The organism is Bacillus sp. ISL-35 (assembly GCF_018613355.1).
Taxonomy (GTDB): Bacteria; Bacillota; Bacilli; order Bacillales; family Cytobacillaceae; genus Mesobacillus.
In genome coordinates this window covers 320,565-343,207 of the sequence record NZ_JAGGQK010000001.1, presented here as the reverse complement: position 1 = coordinate 343,207, position 22,643 = coordinate 320,565, and the positions used below count along the sequence as shown (strand labels likewise).

The window sequence follows — 22,643 nt, the reverse complement described above, 5'->3', positions numbered from 1 at the left end:
CAAATAGCAAAAGGAGCACGGTTACCCGGCTCCTCCTGTTATTTCTTCCTGTAAAAGAAAGTCTCCGCAGTCTCAAAATCATATGTACCCGGATTGAAGATTTGTTCTGTGCTGCCTACAAATAAAATGCCACCCTGCCTTAACGCCGAGCTGAAATTATGGTAGATGCTTTCCTTTGCCTCTTCGGTAAAATAAATGAGGACATTCCGGCAGACAATCAAATCGAACGGACCGCTATAGCGGTCGGCGAGCAGGTTTTGTTTTTTAAAGGTAACAGTCCTCTTAATCTCATCGGCAACTGTATAATATGGTCCTTCCTTCTTGAAAAACTTACTGACCATATCCTTTGGCGCTTCATTCAGCGCCCTTTCCGAATACACACCATGCCTGGCCTTCGCCAATACGTTATCATCGATATCCGTCGCAAGAATCTGGATCCTGGCTAGTGGAAGATGCTTTGAAAGCACCATCGCCAAGGTATATGGCTCTTCACCAGTCGAGCAGGCGGCACTCCAAATTTTTGGGTTGGGGTTTTTGCTCAACAACTCAGGAAGAATCGTCTGATCCAGGACCTCCCACCTTTTTACGTTCCTGTAAAACTCAGAAACATTGATCGTCATCCGATCGAGAAATTCATTCAATAGCTGCCGGTCTTTGTCGAGAGCTTGATAAAATTCCTGGAAAGAGGCAAAGCCTTTCTTTTGATAAAGAGAAGTCAGCCGTCTCTTCATCTGGGCTTCTTTATAGAGAGAAAGGTTGATACCTGTCTTCTGGTAGATTTTCGATATAAAGATTTCATAATCTTGCTGCATCTGTTTGCTCCCTTATCGATACTAGAAAAATCTGGACAATCCCATTATAGCGAAAATTTTTGAGATGCGTGCACTATTTTTTGCCCCCCTGTTCAGCTCGAACTGGTTTCCTAAGGTCATTAGGGGACAAGGCACTTTGTTTATGAAAAAACATGGCTCCAATGAAAACGATTCAATTGGTGCTATGAAAACACAGTTTTTAGAGCTTCAATCTGGGTTATTGGTGTCCTGATATCTTAGTTTCTGGAAAATCATTGTTCCATTGGGGGTTATTGGTGTTTCGATATCACAGTTTTTTGGAAAAACAGTGCTCCAATGAAGTCTATTGGTGTCACGATATCACAGTTTCTGGAAAATCAGTGATCCAATAAGGGCTATTGGTGTCACGATAACACAGTTTTTGGAAAATCATTGTTCCAATGGGGGTTATTGGTGTCACGATATTACAGTTTCCGGAAAATTAGTGCTCCAATGAGGTCTATTGGTGTCACGATATCACAGTTTCTGGAAAATCAGTGCTCCAATGAAGTCTATTGGTGTCACGATATTACAGTTTCTGGAAAATTAGTGCTCCAATGAGAGCTATTGGTGTCACGATATTACAGTTTCTGGAAAATCAGTGCTTTAATGAGAGCTATTGGTGACCTAGAATCTCAGTTTTCGGGAAAATAAGGATCCAATAAAGCTTATTGGTGACCTAAAATCTCAGTTTTTGAAAGAATAGGGTTCTAATGAAGCCGATTGATGACCCAATAGCACAGTATCTGAAAAAGCAGGGCACCAATGAGGAATATTGGCGCAAATAAAAAAGACACTTGCCATGAGCAAGTGTCCAGGGGTTATATTAGTAAACCCACTCGTTGATTAATTTGCTGTATTCAGCCAATTCTTCCTGTTTGAAGAATAATCCGATTTCACGCTCTGCGCTTTCTGGTGAGTCTGAACCGTGAATGACGTTCTTGCCTACAGTAACGCCGAAGTCACCGCGGATCGTTCCAGGAGCAGCATCTTTAGGGTTTGTAGCACCCATCATCTGGCGTGCAGTAGTAATTACATTCTCACCCTGCCAAACCATTGCGAATACTGGTCCAGAAGTAATGAAATCTACCAATTCGCCGAAGAATGGACGCTCTTTGTGTTCGCCATAATGCTCTTCAGCAAGTTCTCTTGGGATGTTCATAAGCTTTGCGCCAACTAGCTGGAAGCCTTTCTTTTCAAAACGTGCTACAACTTCACCGATCAGGTTGCGCTGCACGCCATCAGGCTTGACCATCAAATAAGTCTTTTCCATGAGTTCCACTCCTATTTCATCTATGTATGTGAACCGCTTACAAAAGCAATCCTTAGAAATAGTATCATTTTTTTGAAAAATCCGCAACTTGCTAATACTTGCGTTTCCCGATAAATTTGGCGATGTCGCGCAATGACTTCTTTGCCCTGTTTGGTGGAAGTTCCTCAAGGATGGCCAGTGCTTTATCTAAATAACGGTCACTGATTTCAAGAGATCTCTCAATTGCGCCAGATTCCTGGACCAGCTTCAGGACTTCCTCAAGGTCTGCTCTTCCCATTCCTTCGTGTACAGTCCTGACCCTGCTGTTGATGTACTCATCCTGCATGGCATACAGGACTGGCAGGGTAATATTACCCTGGAGCAGATCGCCTCCTGCAGGCTTTCCAAGCTCTTTTTCGGTACCTGTGAAATCAAGCACATCATCCGTAATCTGGAAGGACATCCCGACATAGTAGCCAAATTTATACAATCTGCGATGATCCTCTTCCGGGACTCCTGCCACAACCGCACCAAGCTGGCAGCTGGCAGCAATCAAAAGAGCTGTCTTGCGCTTGATCCTGAGCAGATAATTGCGCAGATTCTGGTCGAAGTTGTATTTATCTTTTATTTGTTCAATTTCGCCAACACTTAATTCGACAATGGTATCTGAGAGAATCTGGTGCGCTGCCGGGCTTTTGATTTCGGTCATAAGCTCCAGCGCCCTGGCAAATATGTAATCCCCTGTATACATTGCAATCCTGTTATCCCATTTTGCCTTGATTGTCGGCTGCCCTCTCCGCAATTCGGCATCATCAATCACATCATCGTGTACCAGTGATGCCATGTGGATGAGTTCGAGAGAGACCGCAACATCCTTGATGACATTGATATCATAATCACCAAATTTCGCCCCGAGAAGCACAAATACCGGCCTGATCCGTTTCCCTCCGGCTTTAAGCAAATGCAGGCTTGCCTGTCTGAGCAGATGGGAGTCTGCCTGTATTGATTCTTCCAGTTCTCTTTCTATTAATGTCAAATCAGAATTTAAATATGTATATAACAGCTTCATCTTCATTATTATCCACCCAGCTTTTGCATTCTCGATCTCCATCGTTGCGATTTTCGCACCCTCAGGCTTCATTTCACAATCAGGAGGTTTCTTTTATGCGGGCTTATTACTGCCCAGGCAAATAGTTGCGCCTTTTTATTCCGACAAAATTACATCGAGCCGTATTCTATTCCAGATCAATAGAGTGACCTTAAATGAAAACAGGCTGACCTTCCTTGCCGAGCGATGAGAAAAGGGCAGCCAGAATCTATTGGATTATTTACGGCCTATATGCACAGCAGCTACTCCGCCGCTGTATGGTTTATATTCTACGTTTACGAAACCAGCTTCCGTGAACATCTTGGCCAGCTCTTTCATTCCTGGGAAATCCTTAGCGGATTCCTGCAGCCAGGAATATTCATCGTAACTTTTTGCAAATAATTTTCCGAACATCGGCATGATAAACCTGAAGTATAATCGGTATGCTTGTTTAAATCCAGGCATGGTAGGCTGGGAGGTTTCCAGACACACCGCCATTCCGCCAGGCTTAAGAACTCTGTGCATTTCCCGCAGTACCTGATTGTAATCCGGTACATTCCTCAATCCGAAACCGATGGTGACATAGTCAAAACTATTGTCATCAAATGGGAGCTCCATCGCATTCCCATGGATCAAGTTTGCCTGGTCCAGATGGCGCGATTGTATTTTTTCTTCACCTATTTTCAGCATGTTTTGGCTGAAATCAAGACCTGTCACTTTGCCATCCTTGCCAACAGCCTCCGCGAGGGCAATCGTCCAGTCAGCCGTACCACAGCACACATCAAGGGCGGCAGCCCCTTTTTGGACATTCATCTTTTTCATTGTGTCATTACGCCATTTAATATGCTGCTGAAAGCTGATGACAGAATTCATTTGATCGTAATTTTCATAGATTTTTTCAAAGACTCCATGAACACGTTCTTCTTTCGATTGCTGCATTGCATTACCCTTCTTCCGCGAATTTTTTAGACATGGTCTGATACTGCCCGGCGATCAGGTCTAACCGTTCCACCAGCAGGCTGTTCATCCCGGAAAGCTTTTTCGAAGCTGTTTTTATCTTTGTCATTGAAAATTCAATATATCTAGTGCAAATTGACAAGAGGTATTTTTGCTGCTCAGCAGAAAGTTCTGCAGCCTTTTGATCCATTTTTGGCAGCGCAATCTTCTTCAATGCATTGAATAGCAGGGAATTTCCTGAATTCATAAAAACTGTTTCTTCGGCAAGCAGCCTTTTCACGAAAAGCCAATTTGAAGCGAATTCATACCATTCTGCCGCTTGATAATGGTCAGCGACCTTGCCTAAAAGAGAAGATTCGATCAGTTTTAAACTCTCCATCAATTGATCGATTGCTACAGGATCTTTCTGATACAGTGATATTTTATGTTCATTCACTTCTTTTACACCTGATGCTAATTGTTTGATCATTTCAGTATCTTCAAGGTCCGCAAGCAGCTTGTAATACAGACCGCTGTAATAAATCCCGGCAAGAACTGTCAATTGGCGCTGCTTATAGCTTTCTTCCCCTTCACCAGGCAGGGAGTTGCGTACATGCTCATGGGTATCAAGGGCGATTTGCAGGAGCATCGTGGTCAGGGTGTAGCTGGTTGCTCTTTCCTGGTTGCCTTCTTGCTGTTCAAGCAATGAGGTAAGCAGCAAGAGTCGGTCATCATCTATAAAAGGAGATTCTACATGCTTCTGCAAGTAAGGATGTGAAAGTTTTTCTATAAGAAGCTCCCTGGTGCCGTCTAATTTGTTTTGTAAATCTAGCAAATGAATCACCCTTGTTCCCCTTATTTATTGGATTGCCGGCAGCGGGCATAACTTGGTTTTAGTCAAGAATAGATACTTGTCATTTTGGCCTGGAGGGCCTATTTATAAAAACAGAAAATTTAAGACAGACATAAAAAAAAACGCCTGATCACTTTATACCGAACATTCCAAAGCAGTGACAATTATATCACAAAAGATAAAAACATGGGCGTGATAATATAAATTAAACACTATTTGCTACAAATTGAGCATGATTTTGTAACAAAATAGTTGGTTTTGAACCTCTTTACTTTTTCTCGCTCTCTATTTCGCCAAAAGGTGTGACAATCTTGGCATGACCTCTGATTTTAATAGCTGAAGTGTGTTCTGTGAACTGGGCAATCATTACTTCACCCTGATCGAGCTTTTCTGAATGATGGAAACGAGTGTCTGTCCCTCTCGTAAGCCCGATCACATTCACACCATCTTCAATCGCTTTGATTACGACATAATCCGTGTTTAAGGATTGTTTCTTGTCCATTATTATCCCCCTTCCCATGAAAGAATATGACCAAACTTGCAATCGACAATCCGGCATCAAATGTCTGTTTACTATAAAACAAAAGGCTAAAAGAGTTCCTTTCAGCCTTCGAATCTTTTCATGAGTTCTTGTCCTCATCCATGCAGAAATAGCATTTGATTAAGACTAATATATCAGTCTTTGATTAAAGAGAGAATTTCAGCACGGGCGTTTACGTCCTCAGCCAGTGTACCTCTCACAGCAGAGGTAACTGTTTTAGAGCCAGGTTTTTTGACTCCCCTCATCGTCATGCACATATGTTCAGCTTCAACCACAACCATGACACCATGCGGCTCTAACTTTTCCATAATTGCATTCGCAATCGTCGACGTAATTCTCTCCTGCAGCTGCGGCCGTTTGGCTACCGCTTCGACTGCCCTTGCCAGCTTGCTGAGTCCGGTAACCTTTCCGCCTCTTGGGATATACGCGACATGTGCCTTGCCGAAGAAAGGAACAAGATGGTGCTCACACATAGAATAGAATGGGATATCTTTGACCAGGACTAACTCCTCATGATCCTCGCCAAAAATGGTTTCGAAGTATTCCTTTGGATCCTGGTTCAGGCCTGAGAAAACTTCCTCATACATCCTCGCAACCCGCTTGGGAGTATCGAGCAGGCCTTCCCTGTTAGGGTCTTCACCGACTGCTTCTAATATTAAACGTACCGCTTCTTCAATTTGGGCACGATTGACGTTTGACATCTGCGTTTCCTCCTATGGTCCATCAATCTCATTATAATCCCGTATAGTCTTCCTACTATTTGATTATAATATTTTCATCTTAGCATAACCAAATCAAAGCAGGCAAAGCTTAATGTTTCACCCCATAGAAAAAGGCCGCGAACGGGTCGCGGCCTTGGGGTTTAGCATACGCTCAGTGCGTCGTATGTAATTATTTCACTGCATCCTTAAGCGCTTTGCCAGGTTTGAAAGCAGGCACCTTGCTTGCAGAGATTTCGATTTCATCACCAGTTTGTGGGTTGCGTCCTTTACGGGCTGCGCGCTCACGAACTTCGAAGTTACCAAAACCGATTAACTGTACTTTGTCCCCATCTTTTAATGCATTCAAGATTGAATCAAAAACAGCGTCAACTGCTTTTGTTGCGTCTTTCTTTGAAAGCTCACTAGCTTCTGCAACTGCATTGATAAGTTCTGTTTTGTTCATGCCATTCACCTCCTCCCAAAGAGATCCCATTGCTCAGAAATTAAGCATCTTACTACATTTCTAAACAAAACATATGAATTCTATACGTTGCTGGAAGATTTTATTTATCATTTGATGATAAATTCATCCAAAATCGCCTGAACCCCTATTACATAAGGGTTTTTAAGCAACAACGCTAATTCTGTTAAAAGATTATCATAATGTTTTCCTCTTATCAAGATAATTTCAAGAAATAATGGGAATCTTTTCTTCTTTGAAACATATTTGTAATAAGTTAACCCTTTTTCCTTACCCTTGCCAGAGGGATATAAACCTAAAATAATATATTTATCCCTTTCTTGCCAGTTTTTTTGCCCGTTCCAGGGAAATATATATTATATTAGAAGACTATTTTGCCTTACCATAGAAAAAAGAATGTCCGGAGCATCGCATCAATCCACAATAAAACAAAAAGACTCCCAAAAAGGAGTCAAATTAAAGTATGATTGCGATCAGTCCACCAGAACCTTCGTTGATGATTCTTTCCAGTGTCTCTTTTAATTTATATCGGGCATTTTCCGGCATCAGGCTTAATTTTGCCGATATGCCTTCTCTGACAATCGAGCTCAGGCTTCTGCCAAAGATGTCGGAGTTCCAGATTGACAGCGGATCATCTTCGAAATCCTGCATCAAGTAGCGGACAAGCTCTTCGCTTTGCTTCTCAGTGCCAATGATTGGCGAGAATTCGGACTCCACATCCACTTTGATCATATGGATGGAAGGAGCCACTGCCCTTAATCTAACACCGAAACGAGCACCCTGGCGGATAATTTCGGGCTCTTCCAGGCTCATGTCCGTCAATGAAGGAGATGCGATCCCGTATCCTGTCTGCTTCACCATTTTAAGTGCATCTGAAATCTGGTCGAACTCTGCCTTTGCATATGCGAATTCCTGCATCAGCTCCAACAAGTGGTCTTTGCCGCGAATCTCCACTCCAACGATTTCTTTGAGAATTTCATCATAAAGATCATCAGGAGCATAAAGATCGATCTCAGCTACACCCTGGCCCATTTCAATGCCTGCCAGGCCGGCTCGGTCGATGTATTCAAAATCACTGAATTGATGGACAACCCTGTCAACATCGCGGAGCCTTTTAATATCCTTCACTGTCTCTTTGACAGCTTCCTGGTAGCTCTCACGCAGCCAGTGATTCTCCCGGAGCACCATCACCCAGCTTGGCAGGTTGACGTTTACTTCCAGTACCGGGAATTCGTATAAAGCTTCCCTCATGACGCTTAAGACATCTGATTCACGCATGCTTTCCACGCTCATTGCCAGCACCGGGATATCGTATTTATCCGCCAATTGAGCACGCAATGTTTCTGTATTCGGGTGATACGGCTGGGCACTGTTCACCACCATGATGAATGGTTTGCCGACTTCCTTCAGTTCTTCGATGACTCTTTCTTCCGCTTCAATGTAATCCTGTCTGGGGATCTCCCCAATTGTCCCATCCGTCGTGATGACGACACCAAGTGTGGAATGCTCCTGAATAACCTTCCTGGTTCCAATTTCAGCTGCTTCATGGAAAGGAATCGGCTCTTCATACCAAGGTGTGTTGATCATCCTTGGACCATTCTCATCTTCATATCCCTTTGCTCCTGGAACTGTATACCCGACACAATCTACCAGCCTGATATTCACATCCAGCCCTTCATCCACGTGCACGGATGCCGCCTGGTTAGGCACGAATTTAGGTTCGGTCGTCATGATCGTTTTACCTGCTGCACTTTGCGGCAGCTCATCAAGCGCTCTGGCCCTGTCAGCCTCATTATTGATATTAGGTAAAACCACCAGCTCCATAAATTTTTTGATAAACGTGGATTTTCCAGTGCGGACCGCACCTACAACCCCCAGGTAAATATCGCCGCCAGTCCTCTCGGCGATATCCTTAAAAATATCTACCTTTTCCAAGTGATCCCCTCCCGATCATAGAGTTAGTGGGAATAAATTCATCCAAATTTGTAATCTGGGACAGTATATATCTATGATGTTGTCCTATATCGATATGACAATTTTTTATTTTTTTACCTCCTTAAATTTGATTTAACGAAGGAAGTTTTGGTCAAATTGCTGATTTTCTTCTCCAATATCCAAAACAACCCTACAAAAAGATTCCTCGTTTCACATTTATGAGGACAGTTGATATCTTTTTAAAGACAAAATAACCCTGCTTCTACAATATATTTTGCAGAAGCAGGGTTATGACTATTTTGCTAAAAAGACTGGTTCATTGGTCTCTTTATCAATGGTATACGGTAAAGAATAGGCCGGCACGAACATGGAATTCTCCACAAGGATCCTGCGGATATCCTCACCTTCCTTGAGTTCTTTATCAGAAGATTTCATAGCCTGGTAGAGGTCACTTCGGTAATCCACATAGATTTCGCCTTCTGTCGATATGACAAAATGCAAGTTTTGGTTTGTAAAGGGGCTTACCACAACAGGCTCCTCTTTATAACCAATCTTTTTGAAGTCGATGGTATATACATTTTCAGCGATTTGGTCCTTGAATGGAGGGTAGCCATTGGCTTTGATTCGCATTTTGATTTCCCGAATCGTATCTGCCATTCTCAAGTCAAGCAGTTTCACTGTCGGATTTGTTTCTGCATCGACCAGGACATACTGAAACAGGCCTCCGCTTTCAAATGCATTCCCCGGCGGCTCGGCAATAAATTTAGGGACGACCTTCTTAAACTCGATCGGATACTTTTGATATATTGGTGTTTTTGCATCTCTTGTCTTGATTGGCAGCAAACCGCCATTGGCTTCTTTATACTGATCAACGGCAGACTGGACACTGTCAAGCTGGTCCTTATAGGGCACCTGGTTTTGCATTAATTTTCCTTCCGGATACATACAGCCAGTCAAGGTAAGCAGCACAAGGATGACCGGCAGGATAAATCGGCTTTTTCTCATTGATCCCAATCCTTAATTCTATGTATTTTATTCACTCGTCGGGCCGCTGAAAACAACAAAAAAGATGATCAGGCCTGCCAGGATCATTAACATATACGCAATGACTGCCGTGGCAATCTTGAAAAATCCTTTTAACTTATAACGGCTAAGATAAATGGCAACAAGGGACAAAATCATACTGCCCATGCCTACAAAAGAAATATACATTTTCAATAATGCGGGTGACAACTGAACCCCTCCCTTTTCCGAACAGTATTATATCATAATCTGCAATCACTGTTGCAAATTTGTCTTCAGGCTTCTGATTAAGCAAAAAAAAGCTGAAGTAAAGAAGGGGCGGTCAACTTTACTCCAGCTACATGACTAAATACCCTATCACCCAGTTCAAACCACCAGTTTGCTTCGTTGCATCTTATGCAAACATCGTTAGAATCGCATCCTCGAATGCCTATATTGAACGCATTATTGCAAAGAAATTTTTTTGCTTAATTTCTTCCTCCGAGGATATCGGCCAAATCTTCCATCTCATGAGTTTTCTCACGGGACATCAGCCCATCAACAGCATCCTTTGGATTGACATTGTTAAATAAAACGTTATAAAGGGCATTGGTAATTGGCATATTGACTTCAAATTTCTGTGCAAGCTGATAAGCTGCTTTGGTCGTACGCACACCTTCAACGACCATCCCCATATTCTCGAGGACTTCATCGAGGTTCTGCCCCTTTCCGAGCATATTGCCAGCACGCCAGTTGCGAGAATGGACGCTTGTACAGGTAACAATCAAATCCCCAATCCCTGTCAATCCTGAAAAAGTCAAAGGACTGGCACCCATTTTCACACCAAGTCGAGCGATCTCGGCAAGTCCCCTCGTAATCAGGGCGGCCTTGGCATTATCCCCGTATCCAAGTCCATCGGATATACCGGCAGCCAGCGCGATGATATTTTTCAGCGCTCCGCCAATCTCAACCCCAATTAAATCAGGATTTGTATAGACCCTGAAATGATTATTGATGAACAAGTCCTGGACTTTTTCCGCCTCTTCCATATTTTTCGAAGAGACTGTAACAGTTGTAGGGTGACGCAAGCTTACCTCTTCCGCATGGCTTGGTCCGGAGAGGACGACAACGCTTTCCAGAAGGTCAGCAGGCACTTCTTCTTCAATCATTTCAGAAATACGAAGCAGGGAATCAGGCTCGATTCCCTTGCTGACATGGACAATGACCACAGATTCAGAAGTCAGCTCTGTCATTTTCCTGATTACTTCGCGGATGGCTTTTGTCGGCACTGCCATAATCACCGTTTTGATCCCATCCAAGGCCTCTTCAAGTGAAGAGTATCCCATGATGGTTTCAGGCAGCGTAATTTCAGGAAGATATTTTTTGTTGGTATGGTTTTGATTGATTTCATCAATCTGCGCTGGATTATGCCCCCATAAACGAACCTCATGCCCATTATCAGCAAGGACCATCGCTAAAGCTGTTCCCCAGCTGCCAGCACCCAGGACAGCAACTTTCTCTCTCTTCCTTTCCATTTAAACCACAACCTTTATCTTATTTTCTTTGTCTTGAAAAAATCTTGATCGGTGTACCTGTAAAATCAAAGGCATCACGAATCCTGTTTTCAAGGAAACGCTCATAAGAAAAATGCATTAATTCTGGCTCATTGACAAAGACAACAAAAGTAGGCGGTTTTACCGACACCTGTGTTGCGTAATAAATCTTGAGTCTCTTTCCTTTGTCTGTAGGAGTTGGATTCATTGCTACAGCATCCATGATGACCTCGTTGAGAATGTTTGTCTGCACTCTCATTGAATGATTCTCACTAGCCAAATCAATCATCGGCATCAATGTATGGATTCGCTTCTTCGTTTTTGCCGAAAGGAAGACGATTGGAGCATAGCTCAGGAATTGGAAGTGCGCACGGATTTTCTCCTCGAATTCCTTCATTGTTTTTTCATCTTTTTCAATGGCATCCCATTTGTTTACGACGATGATGACTGCACGACCCGCTTCTTCTGCATAGCCGGCGATGTGCTTATCCTGCTCAATGATGCCTTCTTCCGCATTAATGACGATAAGAACGACATCGGAGCGCTCAATCGCCCTTAAAGCCCTGAGGACACTATACTTTTCAGTCGTTTCATATACTTTTCCCTTTTTTCGCATACCAGCAGTATCGATGATGACATATTTTTGCCCATCATAGGTTACCTGCGAGTCAATAGCGTCTCTCGTCGTTCCAGCGATATCACTGACAATGACGCGGTCTTCCCCAAGAATTGCGTTCACTAGTGATGACTTCCCTACATTCGGTCTTCCGATTAAGGAAAACTTGATCGCATCTTTATCATACTCGTCTTCCTTGGCCTTTGGAAAATGTTTTGCTGCCTCATCGAGTAAATCACCGAGCCCAAGACCATGTGAGCCGGAAATTGGGAAAGGTTCGCCAAATCCCAGGGCATAAAAGTCGTAAATCATGTCCCTCATGTCCGGATTATCAATTTTATTTACTGCGAGGACGACTGGTTTATTCGAACGATAGAGAATTTTCGCCACTTCTTCGTCAGCGGCAGTCACTCCTTCTCTGCCATTGACAAGGAAGATGATGACATCTGCCTCATCAATCGCGATTTCTGCCTGCTGGCGGATCTGATCCAAAAATGGCTCGTCCCCCAAATCAATCCCGCCAGTATCAATAATGTTAAAATCATGTGTCAGCCATTCAGCTGAACTGTATATACGATCCCTCGTTACTCCAGGAATATCTTCAACGATCGAAATACGTTCACCAACGATTCGATTAAAAATCGTAGACTTGCCGACATTCGGACGCCCAACGATCGCTATCACTGGTTTCGTCATGAACATCACCCTTTCAATATTCTATTCATGCAGGTCAATGACCTGGCCATAACAATGTCAAACTTGCCAACTTTAGTTCTCATCATTAATTTAATGTCACCCTTGCTGCTATCAATATGGATAACACTTATAAAATAAACCCTTCTTATTACAGAAGGGTCTGGCTTAATCAGTTTATCAAAAGATGCCGTAAACAGGCAATGAAAACATTTCTTGTCAATGTTTCACGATTATATACAGATCCTCAGTCAAAGAATGGGCAATCCCATCAAGGATTGCTTCCAGATTTGCAGCAACCTGGTCCATTTCTTCCTTTGAATCACAATGGAATACCGCGGTACCAGAAGGCGCCTTTTTAGGATTGGTGGTAATCGCAGCAAGGACGAATTTTTCAAGCATCATTGAGAACCACTCCCTTCACGGTCCTTTTTCTCAGAAGGCATCCTGATTGCGTTCTCCAATGTCGGCACATCTCCGATCACTGTTATAGCATGCTCGATATCCCGTTCCTGCGGCAGTACGAACACCCCTACCCTGCCATCATCGAGGTCCCTCTTCGCCAGTGGTACAAGTGCAGGCGTCCCAGAATCGCGATACACCCCGAGTGCAGTGGATAAATCATGAAGTACAGCCTGCCGCTGGCCCAGGTTAGCGATTGTAGACCGCGCATTCATGTTTTTGGGTTTTAAAATAAAGCCCATCCCATATCTCAGCACCTCTTTTTGTCGTTCCGGGAGACCGATGTTCATGATATAAATATTATCCACATACAATCCTGCTCCATCAAACCTTGGTTCAACATATTCGATTTCGACGATATCTTTCAGTTTGCCACCCGCCATTAACTTCTTCGAAATCAGCACTGCCAAAATCGCGGCAATGAGGCCTGCCCAAATATTAAAGATCAGATAGGCAAGTGTGCTGACGAGAGAAGTGAAAATCACCAGATAATTACGGCTTTCAAATGCTATCGCTATTCCCTCGATATACGTTTTCCCGCGCGAGACAAGTTCATAGCTGTCAAGTTCGGTAAGCGTGTTTCTCTCCATATTCCTCACTTCCCTGAATTGCGATGCCGCAAGGGTCAAGAAGGTGATCGCCGTGAATTCCTCCTCCATGATCGCAGGCCCTGCAACCGTGCCAAGTCCTGCCGCAATGAAACCGAGAGCTATATGAATGATTTTCCCATGCAAATATGTAGGGTATTGGCGATAGTCAGTCCGGAGCATCAGGAGCCTCGACATTGTTCCAATAGCAATCCCAAATACAATTGGTATCGTGTATTCATTCATGAAGTCTTCTGTTCCTCCCCTTCTGCTTCATTTAATGTCGTTTTGGACATGATCGAGATGAATGATTCGACAGCAGACCAGGTGATCAGCATTCCACTGGAAATGAACAATATGTCCATAAAAGTCATCGAAGCGACTTCATAGGGGAAATTAAATCGCCATAAAACAGCGGAGTATAAAATGTCACCCTGCAAAAAACCTGTCACCAATGCAAGCATCCGATCCTGTCTACTTTTGTGCAGCAAAATCGCTAAATAAAAACCTGCCGCTCCTAGCATCAATTTCCGGTCAAACAATACCCAGACCGGGTCAAATAATTCGAACATCAGAAAACTTGTGTAGGCAAGCATAATGATGAAGGAAGTTATAAATAAGTACAGAAATGAACCAGTTTTCTTCCGTCTTGTTTCCATAAAAATGAAAATGGCGATTGGAAAAGCGGACATGTGGAACTCAAAAATCAGGAAATCGACTTTATAAGGTGCAGCTATAATGACAGCTAACAGACAAACCGCCCACTTCCGCCTGTCAGGATGATTCTTATCCATAATGAATGTAACCCAAACCCAGCCGATCCAGGCCAGCCAATAAAAGTAGAGACCTTCCATCCAACCCCTCCTATCATTTCCATTATGGTAATTTGTTATGTAGTTTAATCTTTTTTGAATAAGATTTTTTGCCTGTTCCATGTTAAGAAAAGCAGTATTTTTTATACGGTAGGCAAAAAGGGCAGAATCGATAAAATCAAATGGAAGAAAGCCCTTTAAACTGGCCACTCCCTGCTGCAGTTTGTAGGATTCCATTAGAAGGAGGTGCTTAGATGGGCCGAGATAGACAGGAAAAGAAACTAAAAAAAAGCGGACGAGTAGAATCTGACCGCGACCAGGCGCTGCACTATCCTGGTGCGACAAAATTGCAAAGTCCTGAAGAAGCTCGATCTATGAATGACGGAAAGTATAGCTAGGGCTTTTGCAGTAAATATCAAATTTTTGAAACAAAGCAACAAAAAAAGCCCTCTGCCAATCGGCAGAGGGCCTTCTTTATTACAGTGCTCTTTTTTGAGCATATGCTCTTGTATCGATTCCCCTTTGATCAAGCCAGTGATGTGTTTCTCCCGAGATGACAATAGGGACCTGTTTAAGCTCCTCGATTGTATGTACTCCAAGCGCTGTCATGATGAAGGCTATCTCACCTTTTATCATTGAAATTTCTTTGATCAATCCCTCTGTTCCATTCTCCATCAAAATTTTCAGCAGGGACCCTGCCATTGCAGCAGCGGCTGCACCAGAGGCAAGTCCTTTAACGATATCAAGGCTTGTCTGGATTCCTCCTGAAGCAATGACGGAAAGGTCAGGAACAGCGGATTTCGCTTCAATGATGGATGCTGCAGTCGGGATTCCCCAATCCTCAAAAAACGTGAGTAACCGGTCCCTTCGCTTGTTTTCGATTTCGGCAAAATTGGTACCGCCGAAACCGCCAACATCAATATAATGAATTCCATAAGCATAAAGTTTGGTTGCAGTCTCTGCGCTTATGCCAAACCCGACCTCTTTGACAATCACAGGGACGCCGATATTCTGTTCAATTTCGGCAATCCTCTCTAATGCACCGCTGAAGTTTCTGTCTCCCTCGGGCATCGTCAATTCTTGCACAACATTTAAATGTATTTGCAGACCATCCGCCTTGATCATCTCGACCGCGGCTCTGGCCTGATCGACCGTTGCTTCACTGCCCATATTAGCAAGCAGGATGCCGTCAGGATGCATTTCCCTGACAATCTCATATGTCCTTCGCTCTTCCGGATTCCTTAGGGCTGACATTTGCGACCCTACAGCAATAGCTGACCCTGTCTCTCTTGCGGCGATAGCCAATTCACGGTTGATTCTAAGGGTCCGTTCCCCGCCTCCACCTGTCATTGCATTTATAAAAATTGGCGAACTCAAAGAAAGTTCGCCAATTTCAGTCTGCAATTTTACTGAATCAAGATCAGTTCCAGGCAAGCTTTGGTTTACAAACTTTATATCATCAAAACCGGTTAGCCGCTTCTGGCCCGTTTCAAGGGCATATTGTATATGGTCCCATTTCCTTTTTGATCTTGACAAATCGATCACCATTACTGTTTAAGATTCTTTAGCTTGTCTCCAATCATATCACCAAGGCTGAAACCTTTAGTTTCTTCAGGTAGTTCGTAGTCAAAAGCTTCATTGCTTTCTCTCTCCTCGAACTCCTTCATGCTAAGTGATAATCTTTGGTCTGCCTTGTTGACATCCAGGACTTTTACCTTTACAGTCTGCCCTTCCTGGAGAACTTCATGCGGCGTTCCAATGTGTTTGTGCGAAATTTGTGAAATATGAACAAGGCCTTCTACTCCAGGGAATACCTCGACAAATGCGCCATAAGAGACCAAACGCTTGACCGTACCTTCCAGTGTGCTTCCCTTTGGTGCTTTTTCATCGATATCAGCCCATGGCCCAGGCAGTGTTTCTTTTATTGAAAGGGAAATACGCTCATTGTCACGGTCCACGCTCAAGACTTTAACCTGCACCTGCTGCCCTTCCTGGACAACATCGGATGGTTTCTCTACATGCTCGTGGGATAGTTGTGAAATATGGACAAGGCCGTCAACTCCGCCAATATCAACGAACGCACCGAAGTCAGTAATCCTTTGGACTGTACCTTCGATAACCTGTCCTGATTGGATGGAAGCGAGCAGGTCCTGCTTTTTCTTCCCTTGCTCTTCCTCAACGACAGCGCGATGGGAAAGGATCAGACGGTTTTTCTCTTTATCGAGCTCCACGATTTTAAAGCTTAGAGTTTTTCCTTTATAGTCAGAGAAATCTTCGACAAAATGTGATTCAACCAGTGATGCCGGTACAAATCCGCGGACACCCAGGTCTACAACCAATCCGCCTTTTACGACATCTTTGACTTCAGCATCGAAAACTTCTCCGCTTTCAAACTTGCCGTTAAGCTCTTCCCATGCTTTTTCGGCGTCAACCTTTCTTTTTGAAAGGATTAAAGCTTCTTCCTCAACCTTTTGTACTTCCAGTTCCAGTTCATCACCGACTGAAACCGCATCTTCAGCTTTTTCAACATGAAGGCTTGAAAGCTCACTGATCGGAATGATTCCATCAAGCTTGCTTCCTTCGATATCCACCAATACCTGCTTTTCTTCCACTTTTGTTACCTGGCCCTTTACACGGTCGCCAGCCTCAAAATTCTTTACTTCTACTTGATTCATATCTTCTGACATATGTACTCCTCCTTAATCCATGACTGCTGCAAATATATGCATTATGGCGAAAACGCCACTAAAAAACAACTTAAATTAGCTACTAAGTGAAAATTCTAAAAATATCTCTTCTTAATAACTTCTTACAAACAGACATTTTTGTCAAGCAAGAAACCTTACTTGTATTCGTTGATCAGTTTCTGGATTTCTCCCATAATCAAATCAGTCGTCTGTTCAGCATTTAATTTTTTTTCTTTGATGGATTCCATATCAATTGGCTTTCCATATACCACCTTCAATTTCTTGAATGCTTTGTATGGACCGATGATCGCGCACGGAACAACCCATGCATCGGATCGGAGAGCAAAGAAGCCTGCTCCTGCAAGACCTTTGCCCATTTCACCTGTCTTGCTTCTTGTTCCCTCTGGAAACAAACCTAAAACCTTTCCATCCTTTAAAATTCCAAGACCCTTTCTTAACGCCTCCCTGTCACTCATGCCCCTCTTGACCGGAAAAGCATTCAAGTGCGGAACAATTTTCCCAAGTACAGGAACTGAAAATAGCTCCTCTTTTGCCATGAAGTGGACCGGGCGTGGAGCGGTGATGCCTACAACAGGTGGGTCAAGGTTGTTGATGTGATTGGAACATAATAGTACCCCGCCATCGGCAGGTATATTTTCCCTGCCGATTATTTCAATTCGATAAACTGGTTTTAATACAGCATTCACTAAAGATCTTGCAAATGAATATACCGTCACTTTCATCCGATCCTTTCAAGCGCCAAACCCATTATTTTTTCGACTACATCAGCAATCGTAAGCGAAGTGGTATCTATTTCGACTGCATCGTTTGCCTTTTTCAAAGGAGCCACTTCCCGTTCCGAATCAATTTTGTCTCGAGCAGCTATTTCTTGTTTTAGCTTTTCAAGATCTGATGGGAAACCTTTCTGGATGTTTTCGGCATGTCGGCGCTGTGCCCTTTCCTCTACACTCGCAAGTAAAAAGACCTTTACTTCAGCATTTGGCAGTACATGTGTGCCGATATCCCTGCCGTCCATCACTACTCCGCCATCTCTGGCAAACTCCTGCTGGCGCTTGACCATTTCCTTCCTGACCAATTCGTGGACAGCTACATAAGACACCCGGTTGGTGACCTCTGAGCTTCTTATGTCATTCGTGACCTCGACTCCATCCAGCAACACTTTTTGGCCCATTTCTCCTGGCTGAAGTTCAATCAATGTATCATTTAAGATATCGATCAACTGGGCTTCATGATCAAGCCTGGCCCCTTTTTGCAGAGCTTTGTATGTAAGCGCCCTGTACATTGCACCTGTATCGATATATACATATGTCAGTTTTTCAGCTACTATTTTTGCTACCGTGCTTTTACCTGCTGCTGCAGGGCCATCAATGGCAATTGAAATTCGTTTATTCATATTTCCTCCTGGTACTCCTTGTTATTCAATTATCTACTCTTATATTTTAACACAAAAATCTTTTCATCCTCGTCCATCATGACTTTTTTTAAGTCACTTTAAAGAACTTCGCTAGGATTCTGTCCATTAAAAATAAGCAGGCTTTCCACCTGCTTATTCTTTGCTTGTGATTGAATTCAGGACTTCTGAATGATTATTGTCTGTAACTCCCTCGTATTGGGTGATCTGTTTCAGTTCTGGAAAAGCGTCGAGTTTATGGAAAAATATCTGGGCAATGATGAGAAAGATAAATTGAATGATCGCGATTTTGATTAAGATTCTTTCAAATGTTTTCATATTTCTTTGCTCCTGTATCAAAACTTTTATTCTATTATTGGAGCAAACTGAAACATTTATTCCTTTTTAAACCGGCAGGCCTTTTTTCTTCATTTCAAGCTGTCGTTCGAAACAGAACCTTAGCAAAACCTGCCTGTCGGTACCTGAAGTCTCAAAAAATTGGACTGAAGCCTTGTTCATATGGCCTTGTCCCTCAATGATCCTTACAATCTTTCCGCGGAACTTCCGGTATTCATATTCACCATTTTGCATGGGCAGGACAAACCAGCATGCAATCTCCATACCCTGTTTCAAGCTGCTATTTTTATCGATCAGCAGCGCTGATCCTCCCGCACTGATATCATCAGTGACGGTTGTAAAAGGAGCGAATTCCCCTTTGTCAGAATGGACAGCCACATCAACGGAAGTTTCCACCCGTACATATTGACGTCTCTGAACCTTGATTAGATGGTCCTTTCCAGGATAGGAGAGAATCACCATAGGAATATTCAGCTTGATTCTTCCTTTTACTTCTGTTTGAAAGGTGTAGCTCGAACCCGATTCAGTAACAAAATTCGCTTTCAATGGCGTTCCTTCAAGCAGGAAAACTGTTCTATTTGTTTTCATATTCACAGGATAATCAATATACAGGTCATTTCCTTTTCGTTCAACCAGTTTACACTTATATTGTTCAAAGCTATCGGAATACTTATGCTCAAGGATGATATTGTCACCGATTTTTATCATTGCTAATCCACTTCCCCACATTCTGTCTAGGCTGTTGTTCATTATGTATATATCATTTTTATTATGACATGCTGCATTGAGTTGGTGCAATAGTCCTTTATTGGATTATTTTTACAAAAAAACAAAAAAGGAAAGCACCTGGCTTTCCCTATACTACGTCTTCATAAACCGGTTCTGCATTATGAAGTTTTTCTACCTTTTCTTCGGTACCATCTTCTGCATTGATGTAAATCCTGAATGTATCATTTCCGAGGGTTCCTGTGAATTCGTAGCACAAAACCTCTTCGTTAAGATCGTTCATGATGATGGCTTTTTTCTCATCCATTACTTTCAGGTTTGGATTGACCTTCTTCTTCGCCTCTTCATTGGTAATGCCTGGTTGCGGAATTTCCCTGGCTTTATTGGACTTTAAATATTCCTCTGCAGAGAAGCCGATGATATCACCATTATCAAGTGCCACCTTCATATTTATTGCGTCAGGATAGATTCTGACATCATCCTGTACACCGACAAAGGTGAAGACACCGATATTATCATATTGGGCACTTTCGAACAGGTCGAGGTTTTCAAAATTCCGCTCTTTCAAGAAGGCGATTGCCTTATTGGATGCATCATTGAGACTCAGTTTTTGGTTCTTTACATCACGGTTAAGTAAAAACCAGATTGGATATCCGCCTTTCTTGGTGATATCCATATTTGCCTCAAGCTTTGTTTTTGGATCCTGGATCGATACGCTGTAAAAACCATAATCTGAACCTTTTCCATTTTGGGTGACCTTTACATCACCAGCTTTTCCTACAGGTGCATATTTCCGAGTGATCTGGACCGCTTCATCCTTTGAGATTTTTTTACCAGGCAGCTTCTTAAAGTTTTCATCTTTTTTCTGAAGATTGATCTTTGCCGGCCCAAAATCTGTTTCAGAATAACTTTCCACTGTCCTTTCAACTGTCTTGAATCCATCGATAATCGTATTATCTGATTGTCCTTTTTCGGTAGCAAGGGCAAGCTCTACATCCATCCAGCGAAGATTATTCTCAAGAACCATATGCTGAACTTCTCTTAAATCCTGCTGAATTTCTCCTGATTGCTCGTAAAGAGTTTTCAGGGTTTCATATTCTTTTTCGCTCAATGGCTCTTTATCAAGGTCCCGAACAGCCGCTTTATAGCTGAAGTTCCCAATATTCGCAAGGAACTCTTCTGTTTTATTGAAAGGCAAAAGAGTCAGCGGCAGCTGCCCGACATCACTATGAGCCTGTGATGTGATTTTCCAGACTTCTGCTAACTGAGGTGACAAGGAGCTTCTGGAATTCATCGCAAGTGTTGTGCCAATTTTATCGTTCAGTAAGTCCATTTGATAGGTCAGATCATGAAAAGCTCTTTGGTAATTATTCTCAGCATTAATCAGTACGGCTGTTTTTTCCCTATGCTCCTGATAACCCCAAAACGCAGTTCCGGCAATTCCAATGACGAGGACTGCAATGGCTATTCCTCTTAGCATTTCAACTCACCCCTATTTGCAAAAAATATGTTTCCCAATCTTCTTGATTTGCGGCCGTCCCCAAATCCAGGCACTGGTCGCGGTATCGGGATTGAAATAGTACAAAGCATTTCCAGTTGGATCCCAACCATTAATTGCATCAAGGACAGCCTTTTTCGCCGTCTCATTTGGCGTCAGCCAGATCTGGCCATCCGCTACCGCAGTAAAAGCCCGAGGTTCAAAGATGACCCCCGAAACTGTATTTGGAAAAGTTGCGCTGTCCAGTCTGTTCAAGATCACTGCAGCAACCGCAACCTGCCCTGTATACGGTTCACCTCTTGATTCTCCATATACTGCATTGGCCATAAGCTGAATATCATTCTGTGAAAACCCGTTCGGTGTATTAGTCGCGGCTGGTTTAGGCGCGGCCTGATTTTGGCCACCCCCACCACCGGCAGCAGCTTTTCCACCGCCTGCTGTTTCGCCTCCCCAGGCAATCTTGGCATTTGGTGTCGCATTTGCCAGCTTAATTTTGGTCTGCCATCCGGCAATTCCGTCGACCTTCATGCCAAACTCATATTGAAAATTCCTGAGAGCCCAATAGGTACCCCAACCAAAAACTCCGTCGATTTTGCCACTATAAAAGCCAATATGCTTAAGGCGTGACTGAAGTTCGATTACATCCTCTCCTACTGCTCCCTGCTGCAGCACCTGACTCGTAAACGCTTCGGCTCGTTGATCGACCTCGTTAAATGGCACTAAAGTCAAAATCAAAGCCAACGCGGCCATCACCTTCAAGATAGACCGATAATTCTTCATTGATTTGCCAACCTCCAAAGATGTGAACTTAAAAGATTACTCCTATTTTTTGTTAAGAGATGACTTTTATTCCACAAAACAAAAAAACCCTCCATTTTTTATAAATGAAGAGTTTTTTAGATAGGAAATTGTTTATCTACGTGCTGAAGCGTTAACACTCTTGCCTTTTTCACTTTTCTCAGGCCCAGCCACCAGAGGAAAATCATGAACGGGATCATCAGTACCATCCAGTCTTCCCTGGTCATCAGGATAAAATCATAGGTCCCATGGAGCAGAACTGGAACTGATAATGAAAGCAGCACCCATTTTTTTTGAGAGACTGGGGCAAATTTGGCTTTCCCTATATAATACCCCATGATGACCCCAAAGAGTGCATGGCTTGAAACCGGCAGCAACGCTCTCCCTATTGCATCCTGGAGGCCATTGGCAAGCAGGTAAAAGATATTTTCCGCAGATGCGAATCCAAGCGAAACAGATACACTGTAAATGATTCCATCATAATGCTCATCAAATGAAATATGCTGAAAAATGGTGTAGTAAAGGATAAACCACTTGAAAAATTCTTCTAAAAGGCCAACTGTACCAAACGCTTTGGAAAAGTCCCCCTGGAACAGTCCTTCAGCAGCCAGTACATATTGGATGAACATAAGGGGAAACACAAGCAATGCACCAAATATAAACATTTTTAACACCAGGGACAGCGGTTCTGAGTCATATTGGTCCTTCAAATAAAAATAGCTTAACAGCGCCAGCCCCGGAGCTACCCCGGCAGTAACTATTCCCAGCATATGCTGTCCTCTTTTCAATTCGTTTTTTTAATCGTATCATGTAATTAGAAGAAAG

26 protein-coding genes are annotated in these 22,643 nt (G+C 43.1%); 1 reads left to right on the top strand and 25 read right to left on the bottom strand.

Annotated elements, in window-relative coordinates:
• Window positions 1–38: 38 nt before the first annotated feature.
• The 16 genes from J7E38_RS01800 to J7E38_RS01725 all read right to left on the bottom strand — a co-directional run bounded on the left by J7E38_RS01800 (window position 39) and on the right by J7E38_RS01725 (window position 14,383).
• A complete protein-coding gene (locus tag J7E38_RS01800; protein ID WP_214707256.1) occupies window positions 39–812 on the bottom strand; it encodes a CheR family methyltransferase in 774 nt (257 codons plus the stop codon).
• 844 nt (window positions 813–1,656) lie between these two features.
• Window positions 1,657–2,103: a nucleoside-diphosphate kinase gene (ndk, locus tag J7E38_RS01795; RefSeq protein WP_144476785.1), complete on the bottom strand. Its 447-nt coding sequence runs from the start codon at window positions 2,101–2,103 to the stop codon at window positions 1,657–1,659.
• A gap of 91 nt (window positions 2,104–2,194) precedes the next feature.
• Entirely contained in the window at window positions 2,195–3,157 is a 963-nt protein-coding gene (gene hepT, locus J7E38_RS01790) for a heptaprenyl diphosphate synthase component II (protein ID WP_214707258.1), read from the bottom strand.
• Between the two features lie 249 nt (window positions 3,158–3,406).
• On the bottom strand, window positions 3,407–4,108 hold the full coding sequence (locus J7E38_RS01785) for a demethylmenaquinone methyltransferase (RefSeq protein WP_214707260.1): 702 nt from the start codon (window positions 4,106–4,108) through the stop codon (window positions 3,407–3,409).
• A gap of 4 nt (window positions 4,109–4,112) precedes the next feature.
• A complete protein-coding gene (locus tag J7E38_RS01780; RefSeq protein ID WP_214707262.1) occupies window positions 4,113–4,949 on the bottom strand; it encodes a heptaprenyl diphosphate synthase component 1 in 837 nt (278 codons plus the stop codon).
• Window positions 4,950–5,226: 277 nt separating this feature from the next.
• Entirely contained in the window at window positions 5,227–5,460 is a 234-nt protein-coding gene (gene mtrB, locus J7E38_RS01775; protein WP_214707264.1) for a trp RNA-binding attenuation protein MtrB, read from the bottom strand.
• 173 nt (window positions 5,461–5,633) lie between these two features.
• Window positions 5,634–6,200, bottom strand: coding sequence for a GTP cyclohydrolase I FolE (folE, locus tag J7E38_RS01770; RefSeq protein WP_214707266.1), 567 nt, complete (start codon window positions 6,198–6,200; stop codon window positions 5,634–5,636).
• Between the two features lie 190 nt (window positions 6,201–6,390).
• The gene (locus tag J7E38_RS01765) at window positions 6,391–6,663 is read right to left on the bottom strand and encodes an HU family DNA-binding protein (protein ID WP_023627533.1); all 273 of its coding nucleotides are present in this window, start codon (window positions 6,661–6,663) and stop codon (window positions 6,391–6,393) included.
• 474 nt (window positions 6,664–7,137) lie between these two features.
• On the bottom strand, window positions 7,138–8,616 hold the full coding sequence (gene spoIVA, locus J7E38_RS01760; RefSeq protein ID WP_214707268.1) for a stage IV sporulation protein A: 1,479 nt from the start codon (window positions 8,614–8,616) through the stop codon (window positions 7,138–7,140).
• A gap of 294 nt (window positions 8,617–8,910) precedes the next feature.
• Window positions 8,911–9,621, bottom strand: coding sequence for a hypothetical protein (locus J7E38_RS01755; RefSeq protein WP_214707270.1), 711 nt, complete (start codon window positions 9,619–9,621; stop codon window positions 8,911–8,913).
• Between the two features lie 27 nt (window positions 9,622–9,648).
• On the bottom strand, window positions 9,649–9,849 hold the full coding sequence (locus J7E38_RS01750) for a DUF2768 domain-containing protein (protein ID WP_214707273.1): 201 nt from the start codon (window positions 9,847–9,849) through the stop codon (window positions 9,649–9,651).
• A 257-nt stretch (window positions 9,850–10,106) separates the two neighbouring features.
• A complete protein-coding gene (locus J7E38_RS01745) occupies window positions 10,107–11,153 on the bottom strand; it encodes an NAD(P)H-dependent glycerol-3-phosphate dehydrogenase (RefSeq protein ID WP_214707275.1) in 1,047 nt (348 codons plus the stop codon).
• 19 nt (window positions 11,154–11,172) lie between these two features.
• Window positions 11,173–12,483: a ribosome biogenesis GTPase Der gene (gene der / locus J7E38_RS01740; protein ID WP_214707277.1), complete on the bottom strand. Its 1,311-nt coding sequence runs from the start codon at window positions 12,481–12,483 to the stop codon at window positions 11,173–11,175.
• A gap of 216 nt (window positions 12,484–12,699) precedes the next feature.
• Complete coding sequence (locus tag J7E38_RS01735) at window positions 12,700–12,885, bottom strand: capping complex subunit for YIEGIA (protein WP_144476751.1); 186 nt, start codon at window positions 12,883–12,885, stop codon at window positions 12,700–12,702.
• Window positions 12,882–13,775, bottom strand: a complete 894-nt coding sequence (locus tag J7E38_RS01730; RefSeq protein WP_214707279.1) for a YIEGIA family protein — start codon at window positions 13,773–13,775, stop codon at window positions 12,882–12,884. Before J7E38_RS01730 ends, J7E38_RS01735 begins: the two co-directional genes overlap by 4 nt.
• Window positions 13,772–14,383, bottom strand: a complete 612-nt coding sequence (locus J7E38_RS01725; RefSeq protein ID WP_214707281.1) for a YphA family membrane protein — start codon at window positions 14,381–14,383, stop codon at window positions 13,772–13,774. Before J7E38_RS01725 ends, J7E38_RS01730 begins: the two co-directional genes overlap by 4 nt.
• 212 nt (window positions 14,384–14,595) lie before the next feature.
• Between J7E38_RS01725 and J7E38_RS01720 the strand changes: the two genes are divergently transcribed.
• Window positions 14,596–14,739, top strand: coding sequence for a YpzI family protein (locus J7E38_RS01720; RefSeq protein ID WP_144476742.1), 144 nt, complete (start codon window positions 14,596–14,598; stop codon window positions 14,737–14,739).
• Window positions 14,740–14,818: 79 nt separating this feature from the next.
• Here the strand turns inward: J7E38_RS01720 and fni are convergent, their stop codons facing one another.
• The 9 genes from fni to prsW form a co-directional block, all read right to left on the bottom strand.
• Window positions 14,819–15,877, bottom strand: a complete 1,059-nt coding sequence (fni, locus tag J7E38_RS01715) for a type 2 isopentenyl-diphosphate Delta-isomerase (RefSeq protein WP_214707283.1) — start codon at window positions 15,875–15,877, stop codon at window positions 14,819–14,821.
• 11 nt (window positions 15,878–15,888) lie between these two features.
• Entirely contained in the window at window positions 15,889–17,028 is a 1,140-nt protein-coding gene (rpsA, locus tag J7E38_RS01710; protein WP_214707286.1) for a 30S ribosomal protein S1, read from the bottom strand.
• A gap of 155 nt (window positions 17,029–17,183) precedes the next feature.
• On the bottom strand, window positions 17,184–17,765 hold the full coding sequence (locus J7E38_RS01705; RefSeq protein ID WP_214707288.1) for a lysophospholipid acyltransferase family protein: 582 nt from the start codon (window positions 17,763–17,765) through the stop codon (window positions 17,184–17,186).
• Window positions 17,766–17,767: 2 nt separating this feature from the next.
• Window positions 17,768–18,442, bottom strand: coding sequence for a (d)CMP kinase (cmk, locus tag J7E38_RS01700; RefSeq protein WP_214707290.1), 675 nt, complete (start codon window positions 18,440–18,442; stop codon window positions 17,768–17,770).
• A gap of 153 nt (window positions 18,443–18,595) precedes the next feature.
• Complete coding sequence (locus tag J7E38_RS01695; protein WP_214707292.1) at window positions 18,596–18,778, bottom strand: YpfB family protein; 183 nt, start codon at window positions 18,776–18,778, stop codon at window positions 18,596–18,598.
• Window positions 18,779–18,844: 66 nt separating this feature from the next.
• Complete coding sequence (locus J7E38_RS01690) at window positions 18,845–19,504, bottom strand: flagellar brake protein (RefSeq protein WP_214707294.1); 660 nt, start codon at window positions 19,502–19,504, stop codon at window positions 18,845–18,847.
• 148 nt (window positions 19,505–19,652) lie between these two features.
• Window positions 19,653–21,002 (bottom strand): germination protein YpeB, encoded by a 1,350-nt coding sequence (gene ypeB / locus J7E38_RS01685; protein WP_214707296.1) that lies wholly within the window; start codon window positions 21,000–21,002, stop codon window positions 19,653–19,655.
• Between the two features lie 12 nt (window positions 21,003–21,014).
• Window positions 21,015–21,800 (bottom strand): spore cortex-lytic enzyme, encoded by a 786-nt coding sequence (sleB, locus tag J7E38_RS01680; protein WP_214707298.1) that lies wholly within the window; start codon window positions 21,798–21,800, stop codon window positions 21,015–21,017.
• A 116-nt stretch (window positions 21,801–21,916) separates the two neighbouring features.
• The gene (prsW, locus tag J7E38_RS01675) at window positions 21,917–22,588 is read right to left on the bottom strand and encodes a glutamic-type intramembrane protease PrsW (RefSeq protein ID WP_214707300.1); all 672 of its coding nucleotides are present in this window, start codon (window positions 22,586–22,588) and stop codon (window positions 21,917–21,919) included.
• Between the last annotated feature and the right edge of the window lie 55 nt (window positions 22,589–22,643).

What these genes read in the sequence shown, in the direction of transcription:
- mtrB (WP_214707264.1), bottom strand. Translation starts at nt 5,460, where the DNA reads ATGGACAAGAAACAATCCTTAAACACGGATTATGTCGTAATCAAAGCG.
- J7E38_RS01690 (WP_214707294.1), bottom strand. Translation starts at nt 19,504, where the DNA reads ATGATAAAAATCGGTGACAATATCATCCTTGAGCATAAGTATTCCGAT.
- J7E38_RS01800 (WP_214707256.1), bottom strand. Translation starts at nt 812, where the DNA reads ATGCAGCAAGATTATGAAATCTTTATATCGAAAATCTACCAGAAGACA.
- ypeB (WP_214707296.1), bottom strand. Translation starts at nt 21,002, where the DNA reads ATGCTAAGAGGAATAGCCATTGCAGTCCTCGTCATTGGAATTGCCGGA.
- folE (WP_214707266.1), bottom strand. Translation starts at nt 6,200, where the DNA reads ATGTCAAACGTCAATCGTGCCCAAATTGAAGAAGCGGTACGTTTAATA.
- J7E38_RS01765 (WP_023627533.1), bottom strand. Translation starts at nt 6,663, where the DNA reads ATGAACAAAACAGAACTTATCAATGCAGTTGCAGAAGCTAGTGAGCTT.
- J7E38_RS01755 (WP_214707270.1), bottom strand. Translation starts at nt 9,621, where the DNA reads ATGAGAAAAAGCCGATTTATCCTGCCGGTCATCCTTGTGCTGCTTACC.
- der (WP_214707277.1), bottom strand. Translation starts at nt 12,483, where the DNA reads ATGACGAAACCAGTGATAGCGATCGTTGGGCGTCCGAATGTCGGCAAG.
- J7E38_RS01725 (WP_214707281.1), bottom strand. Translation starts at nt 14,383, where the DNA reads ATGGAAGGTCTCTACTTTTATTGGCTGGCCTGGATCGGCTGGGTTTGG.
- J7E38_RS01730 (WP_214707279.1), bottom strand. Translation starts at nt 13,775, where the DNA reads ATGAATGAATACACGATACCAATTGTATTTGGGATTGCTATTGGAACA.
- prsW (WP_214707300.1), bottom strand. Translation starts at nt 22,588, where the DNA reads ATGCTGGGAATAGTTACTGCCGGGGTAGCTCCGGGGCTGGCGCTGTTA.
- J7E38_RS01695 (WP_214707292.1), bottom strand. Translation starts at nt 18,778, where the DNA reads ATGAAAACATTTGAAAGAATCTTAATCAAAATCGCGATCATTCAATTT.
- rpsA (WP_214707286.1), bottom strand. Translation starts at nt 17,028, where the DNA reads ATGTCAGAAGATATGAATCAAGTAGAAGTAAAGAATTTTGAGGCTGGC.
- J7E38_RS01785 (WP_214707260.1), bottom strand. Translation starts at nt 4,108, where the DNA reads ATGCAGCAATCGAAAGAAGAACGTGTTCATGGAGTCTTTGAAAAAATC.
- ndk (WP_144476785.1), bottom strand. Translation starts at nt 2,103, where the DNA reads ATGGAAAAGACTTATTTGATGGTCAAGCCTGATGGCGTGCAGCGCAAC.
- cmk (WP_214707290.1), bottom strand. Translation starts at nt 18,442, where the DNA reads ATGAATAAACGAATTTCAATTGCCATTGATGGCCCTGCAGCAGCAGGT.
- hepT (WP_214707258.1), bottom strand. Translation starts at nt 3,157, where the DNA reads ATGAAGATGAAGCTGTTATATACATATTTAAATTCTGATTTGACATTA.
- sleB (WP_214707298.1), bottom strand. Translation starts at nt 21,800, where the DNA reads ATGAAGAATTATCGGTCTATCTTGAAGGTGATGGCCGCGTTGGCTTTG.
- J7E38_RS01720 (WP_144476742.1), top strand. Translation starts at nt 14,596, where the DNA reads ATGGGCCGAGATAGACAGGAAAAGAAACTAAAAAAAAGCGGACGAGTA.
- J7E38_RS01735 (WP_144476751.1), bottom strand. Translation starts at nt 12,885, where the DNA reads ATGATGCTTGAAAAATTCGTCCTTGCTGCGATTACCACCAATCCTAAA.
- J7E38_RS01745 (WP_214707275.1), bottom strand. Translation starts at nt 11,153, where the DNA reads ATGGAAAGGAAGAGAGAGAAAGTTGCTGTCCTGGGTGCTGGCAGCTGG.